We start from the raw sequence: 6,272 nt of genomic DNA on the forward strand, positions 1-6,272 counted from the left end.
GAATTGCGTGCCCTGGTGGTGGAATTGGTAGACACAAGGGATTTAAAATCCCTCGACGTTCGCGTTGTGCCGGTTCAAGTCCGGCCCGGGGCACCATCTATTTGATTGTTACCTTGTTTGGTGATGCTCAACAGAGTTGTTCTCTTAAAACACTATTGAAGGCGCCTTGGCAGAGTGGCTATGCAGCGGATTGCAAATCCGTGGACCTCGGTTCGACTCCGGGAGGCGCCTCCATCATTCAGAAAAACCAGTCTTAGTGGCTGGTTTTTTCGTATCTGGCGTCTTATTTTTTATCTGCTTATCTGCTTATCTGCATATCTGCTTATCTGCTTATCTGCTTATCTGCTTATCTGCTTATCTGTTTGAGCACTCTGCTTTTACTTTTACTTTTACTTTGTTTTCTACAACTCGCTTTTGTTTGTGACTAAATAATCTTTATCGTTGATAAACCAGTAAATAAATCAAAGTCACAATTAAACATAATGCTCAATTTGTTTCATTGTTTTTTGGGATAACCCTAATAAAAACATGAGTATGGGTGATAGGATTTCTCTTTATATTTCTTTAATTGTTCTATAAGAGGTTCTTAATATGCAATTTAGTCTAAAGAGGAAAATGGTTTTCTCTGTAGTTTTGGCGATTGCTTTTACATCCGCAATTCTTCTTTTTATGGGTTATAAGACATTTCAAAGTAACAGCTGGCAGGCTATAGAGAGTGAAAGTCGTAACACGCTGAACGCCCATGCAAAAGGGATCAGTGATTGGTTTTACGACAAGAAACAAGCCGTACATGGTCTTCAACAACAAGTTCAACTTAACCCTTCATTAGATATTGTCCCGCACTTACGTCAAACCCTTGTATCTGGTGGCTTTGGATTGAGTTATTACGGCAATAAAGACGGGGAAATGTTCCGTCATGATCCTTCTCTCAATAAAGCAGGGTACGACCCAAGAGTTCGTGGCTGGTATAAAGAGACGTTAGCTCAAAACAAAGCCGTCACAACCAAGCCGTATGTAAGCGTTACGATGCAGGCGCTCGTGGTTACACTGACCGATCCGGTCACCGAGAACGGATCCATTATTGGTGTTGTTGCTTCGAACCTAGCTTTGGACAAGCTGATTAAAGACGTATTAGCTATCCAGGTTCCAGGAAATGGTCGAGCGATCCTTATCGACAAACAAGGTACGGTGGTCGCTCACCAAAACGAAGACTTTATTCTTAAACAGGTGAATGACATCGCTCCGGAGTTGAGTGTTGCTGGTTTAAACAGTGCAGCGCAGAATCTAACGACGATCTTTACCCAAGTTGATGGTCACGAACGAGTGATCATGGCGGAGCCAATCAGTGGTACAGATTGGTTACTTGTGATTGAGATGGATAAAGATGTCTTGGAACAACCTCTGTTCGACATGTTGGTCAGTCAGATCACTACAGGCTTGATTGTTTTGATTGTGATGGCTGCAGCGACGTCTTGGTTTGTTGCTCGCCAGTTGGTGGAGCTAGGACGAGTGAGCGAAGCTCTCGCAGATATCGCAGAGGGTGAAGGTGACTTAACGCAACGCCTTCAAGTATCCAGCAAAGATGAAGTTGGTCAGTTGGCCGATAAGTTCAATGTGTTTGTCGATCGACTGCATGGAATGATGACCAACGTTACTCAAGTATCCACAGCAATGAACAATGGTGCTGAGCATGCCAATGAGAGTGCCCTTAAGCGCAGTGATAGCGTCAGCCGACAGCAAGATGAAATTACAATGGTAGCTACTGCGGTAACTGAAATGGCGACTGCGACGGCTGAGATCGCTTCTAACGCAGACAATACAGCGAAAAGCGCCAGTCATTCGGTTGAATTAAGCGAGCAAGGCTTCCAGCAGATGGCAAAAAGCCAATCATCAATCAATGAGCTTGCTACTGAACTGACGAGCGCTGTATCTATTATCAGCGAGCTAGAAGAGCATGGGCAACAAATTGCGTCTATCTTAGCGACGATACGTGAGATCGCTGAACAAACTAACCTACTGGCACTAAATGCTGCGATTGAAGCGGCGAGGGCTGGTGAACAAGGTCGTGGCTTTGCCGTTGTAGCTGATGAGGTTCGAGTATTGTCACAGCGTACTCATGCTTCAACGGAAGAAATTGAAGATAAGATCAAGCGCTTGCAACAGGCGACAAATAGCGCGGTTAAAGTGATGACTCAAAGCCACGACATGGCAGAAACAAGTGTGCATGATGTTGATATGGCGGGAGAGAGCTTGGCTCAAATCCGTGAAGCGATTCAAGTGATCAGTGATATGGCGACTCAAATTGCTTCTGCTGCGGAAGAGCAGTCACTGGTTACTGCTGAAATTAATGCTAATACTGAATCTGTTCGTGAAGTGAGTGACGTTATGGCACTTGATGCGACGGATGCTGTGTCTCAGGCGGATCAGCTCAGCAATTTAGCAAGTGATTTGAAACAAGAGTTGTCTCGATTCAAGCTTTAACAATCAAAGCGCAATACAGATAGATTAGTAAATACCAGAGCACAGACTGCTAGCAGTATGTGCTCTTTCTTTGCGGTGCAAATACGAGTTTCAATGCTGATCAAAGAAGTCTTTATTACGTATGTATTTACTCATCAAGTGGTAAGAGAAAGGCCTAATCAACCAGCTAAAAATAGAACGTCCAAGGCGAATAAACGTTGGGGTGTTTTCATAGATTCTGCCGTTGTATAGCCAAAGTACCTTTCCTACATGCCAATACAGTAAAGGTACGGGCGGCATGAAGGTCACAATGTCGATGTCACAACATATACGATAGGTTTTTTTGCGAAGGCGATAGCGCTTCTTAAAGCTCCAATCACCAATTGCTGGTTGTCCAAAGGTCACGATTCGCTTAATGCAGCCTGGGTATTTCTTGTCAAAATAATCCGCAAAGACACAACCAATGGCGCCGCCGGAGGAGTGCCCAGTAATCGCAATCCTTTTCCCTTGTTCCAATAGCGGTACAAGAACCGTTTCTAATCGCTCAATCACGCTCAAACCTAACTTGTCTTCGTTGCGGCTCGGCTGGCTCTCTTGAAACATCAGGTGATAAAACCCCGCGTGAACACGATAGTTGAGTCCAATCCTTTTGCAGCTTCTCGTCCAAAGAGCAAAGTTAAGCATCCAGTCTGATACACTATGTGACCCTTTAATAACCACAACCACTTCATCTTTGTCGCTACTCCAAAGAACCCGAATCATCGTCTTACCAAACTGGTTCTTTATGACGCGCTGTCCATTTGGATCGAAACCATAGCGAGTTTGCTTAAAAACTCTAGGGTAGGCGAGGTTACAAAGAACGGCATAGCGCTCGTACTGGTATCGTTTTAGTGGTTTCACGGGTACTCATGGTTTTGACAGTATTTTAAATACTATAGTCTTAGAATGTGAAACAGAGATGAAGGGAGGAATAAGCGATGGAATGACATTGAGTTTGTATCAAACCCGTTCTAAATAAACTATATGACATTAACTTGTAATATTGGTTAATATCTTTTAATAATAATCTGGGCGTTGTCTAATAATTAGGCTTTTTTATACAATACAGTTTGTAACTAAGATGAATACAATGCCTTACTTAACCTTACATTATTGAAAATTTAATATGGTAGCATCTTCGAAATTTCGAAGTTATAAAGATAATGTAAAAGGCTCTATTCATGCTATCAAAAAGTCAATCGTATAAGTTAACGTTTTACTGGGTATTAAAAAGCTTATATAGATTACTTCCTATACTACCTCCAAAAATCGAGATGTCTAAGAACCTTAGGCTTGCTGAGCTATATGTACAAAAAAAAGACTATACTAATGCTATTAGATCGATAGAGGAGTTAGTCTACAAATTCAATAAGTATGAATATTATTTTATGCTATTGAATTTGTATGTAATGAATGGTGAATTATTAAAAGCAAATCGTCTTCAGGAAGATAAATCATTAGAGTTTATTGATAGCGATATCGTTAAAAGCATGGATCTTCTAAATAATACAGTAAATGACGTTGACAAAGTGAAATTTGTAACTGACTACGTTAAGAGTCAAGGTGCTACCCCTTTGTTAATTGATGTGGTTGGATTAGGTCAAGATCTAAAAATAAAGTCGGTTCAAGAAAAAGACCTTATGTCAAATACTCAAAAATATGCAGGTGAGCGAAAATTGTGGGGGCAGGGGGTTAAAGTGCCAGAGTACATATTGTCACTTTATGATGACGCAGAAAAAAGCCAAATACCTACATTTTTTGACTATTCAAGGCCAGTGATTAAAGGCACTAAAGTAGCTCTTCTTGATACCGAAAGACCGATGATGTCAGTGAAAAATGGTTTGAGAGTAACAGTAGGTCAGCCCAATATTCCAGCTCGAAAGGTATTGTTTTTTGGTTCGTCAACAACATATTCTAGTGGTATGAGTGATATTTACACACTCGTTTCTCAAGTTCAACGTAGTATTAACAAGCATTTTTCTGATGTAGTACTAGAGAATCATGGAATTATTGGGATGAAACTCCTACAAGCTATGAATAACTTGGTTCAAACCAATATCAAAGAGAATGATATAGTAGTTTTCTTCAACTTTGATGAATTTAGAAGTGAAGGTCTTCAAGACTTAAATAAAATCGACTTGAATCTCATAGAAAGAGGTAGCGACTTTTTTATTGATTTAAACGATAAGCAAGGCCATTACTCACCTAGAGGTAACAAAGTACTTTCCGAGGTAATCGTTAAAGAGCATCTAATCCCTCTACTGAAAAACGAAGATTCAAAATTGGTTAATCAAGGCGATAGAATAGATGAGAGCATCCTTTCGGTCCTAGAAAAGTTCAAGTATTTCTTATTTAGACACACTGCGCAGGCGCTTGAATCTTGTGAAATGAAATCTTACTTAGAGTTATTGGATCAACATGCTACAGATAATGAAGGTGTTATAGGCAGCGTAGCGGTTAATTGTAACCCAATTACTAAGGGACATTTACACTTAATCGAACACGCCGCAAGGAGTGTCGATAAGTTGTTCATTTTCGTTATCGAAGAAGATAAATCTTTCTTTAAATTTGAAGACCGATTTAAGTTAGTCTTTGAAAGTACTAAACATATCGGTAACGTCACCGTTATTCGAGGGGGGAAGTTTATTTGTACTGAATTGACTTACCCAGATTACTTCGATAAAGAAACTTCTGAAGCTAAAGCTGATGCATCAATGGAAGCATGGTTTTTTTGTGAGTACATAGCTAAAGCGCTGAATATTAGTAAGATATTTCTTGGAAATGAACCAAAGTGTCAAATCACCCAACAATACAATGAAAAAATGCAGGAGCTACTCCCTGCATATGATATTGAAGTTGAAATCATTGAACGTATATCAACAAACGGTGATGTGATCAGTGCTTCTAAAGTCAGGGAGTTCTTAGCAAGCCGAGATTTCAGCAGTATAGAAGCAATAGTGCCAAAGCCGACATATCAATTTTTGAAAGAAAATTATTAATTAGGTTCGTGCTTTCCAGAATTACTGATAAAGCCAGTCCTTCGACTGGCATTTTTATTCGAGTTTTCTCGTTCCCATGTATTATGAATGATTTTGAGCCGGCTTTGGAGGAGGAGATTGTGTTTGCCATTTGCGCAATCAGTAGTAAATTCAACCGTCAAAGTTCGATAATTAATCACTTGAATTAAAAGATAAAATTTATTGTTGACGAATTTTTTCCATCCGTTAAAGTACACCTCGTTCTCACGGCTTAGGTCGCTGAGCGATGGTGTTCTATTTCAGTAATAGGCATGCATAATTGCGTTGCCCTGGTGGTGGAATTGGTAGACACAAGGGATTTAAAATCCCTCGGCGTTCGCGCTGTGCCGGTTCAAGTCCGGCCCGGGGCACCATCTATCTTGCTCCTACTTTTGAGTAGAGTGATGAACCAAGAGTTGTTCTCTTAAATCACTATTAAAGGCGCCTTGGCAGAGTGGCTATGCAGCGGATTGCAAATCCGTGGACCTCGGTTCGACTCCGGGAGGCGCCTCCATTCTCTCTTTCATTTTAGAAAGCAGATGAATGAAAATGCGATACTAGCTCAGTTGGTAGAGCGCAACCTTGCCAAGGTTGAGGTCATCGGTTCGAACCCGATGTATCGCTCCAAATTTTGTAATGTTGATTCGTATCGACATTAAGATGGTGTTTTACTTTTCAGTAATCGGCATCGCAATAAAGAATTGCGTGCCCTGGTGGTGGAATTGGTAGACACAAGGGATTTAAAATCCCTCGACG

General features: G+C 40.8%; 3 protein-coding genes and 5 tRNA genes. 7 read left to right on the forward strand and 1 reads right to left on the reverse strand.

What is annotated here, in order from left to right:
• Positions 1–9 precede the first annotated feature (9 nt).
• The 3 genes from F0251_RS24025 to F0251_RS24035 all read left to right on the forward strand — a co-directional run bounded on the left by F0251_RS24025 (position 10) and on the right by F0251_RS24035 (position 2,481).
• Positions 10–96: transfer RNA gene (locus F0251_RS24025), tRNA-Leu, on the forward strand.
• Between the two features lie 64 nt (positions 97–160).
• A tRNA-Cys gene (locus tag F0251_RS24030) sits at positions 161–234 on the forward strand.
• A 381-nt stretch (positions 235–615) separates the two neighbouring features.
• Entirely contained in the window at positions 616–2,481 is a 1,866-nt protein-coding gene (locus tag F0251_RS24035; protein WP_061030878.1) for a methyl-accepting chemotaxis protein, read from the forward strand.
• Between the two features lie 90 nt (positions 2,482–2,571).
• On the opposite strand, the gene F0251_RS24040 is transcribed toward F0251_RS24035, so the two are convergent.
• Positions 2,572–3,360: a lipase gene (locus tag F0251_RS24040; protein WP_171731969.1), complete on the reverse strand. Its 789-nt coding sequence runs from the start codon at positions 3,358–3,360 to the stop codon at positions 2,572–2,574.
• A 548-nt stretch (positions 3,361–3,908) separates the two neighbouring features.
• On the opposite strand from F0251_RS24040, the gene F0251_RS24045 reads away from it, so the two are divergent.
• From F0251_RS24045 to F0251_RS24060, 4 genes are all read left to right on the forward strand, one after another.
• Positions 3,909–5,498, forward strand: a complete 1,590-nt coding sequence (locus F0251_RS24045) for a citrate lyase ligase (protein WP_239930726.1) — start codon at positions 3,909–3,911, stop codon at positions 5,496–5,498.
• Positions 5,499–5,803: 305 nt separating this feature from the next.
• Positions 5,804–5,890: transfer RNA gene (locus F0251_RS24050), tRNA-Leu, on the forward strand.
• A gap of 66 nt (positions 5,891–5,956) precedes the next feature.
• Positions 5,957–6,030, forward strand: a tRNA-Cys gene (locus tag F0251_RS24055).
• 37 nt (positions 6,031–6,067) lie between these two features.
• Positions 6,068–6,143: transfer RNA gene (locus F0251_RS24060), tRNA-Gly, on the forward strand.
• Positions 6,144–6,272 lie beyond the last annotated feature (129 nt).

Origin of the sequence: Vibrio sp. 070316B, assembly GCF_013114115.1 — a bacterium.
GTDB lineage: Bacteria > Pseudomonadota > Gammaproteobacteria > Enterobacterales > Vibrionaceae > Vibrio > Vibrio chagasii_B.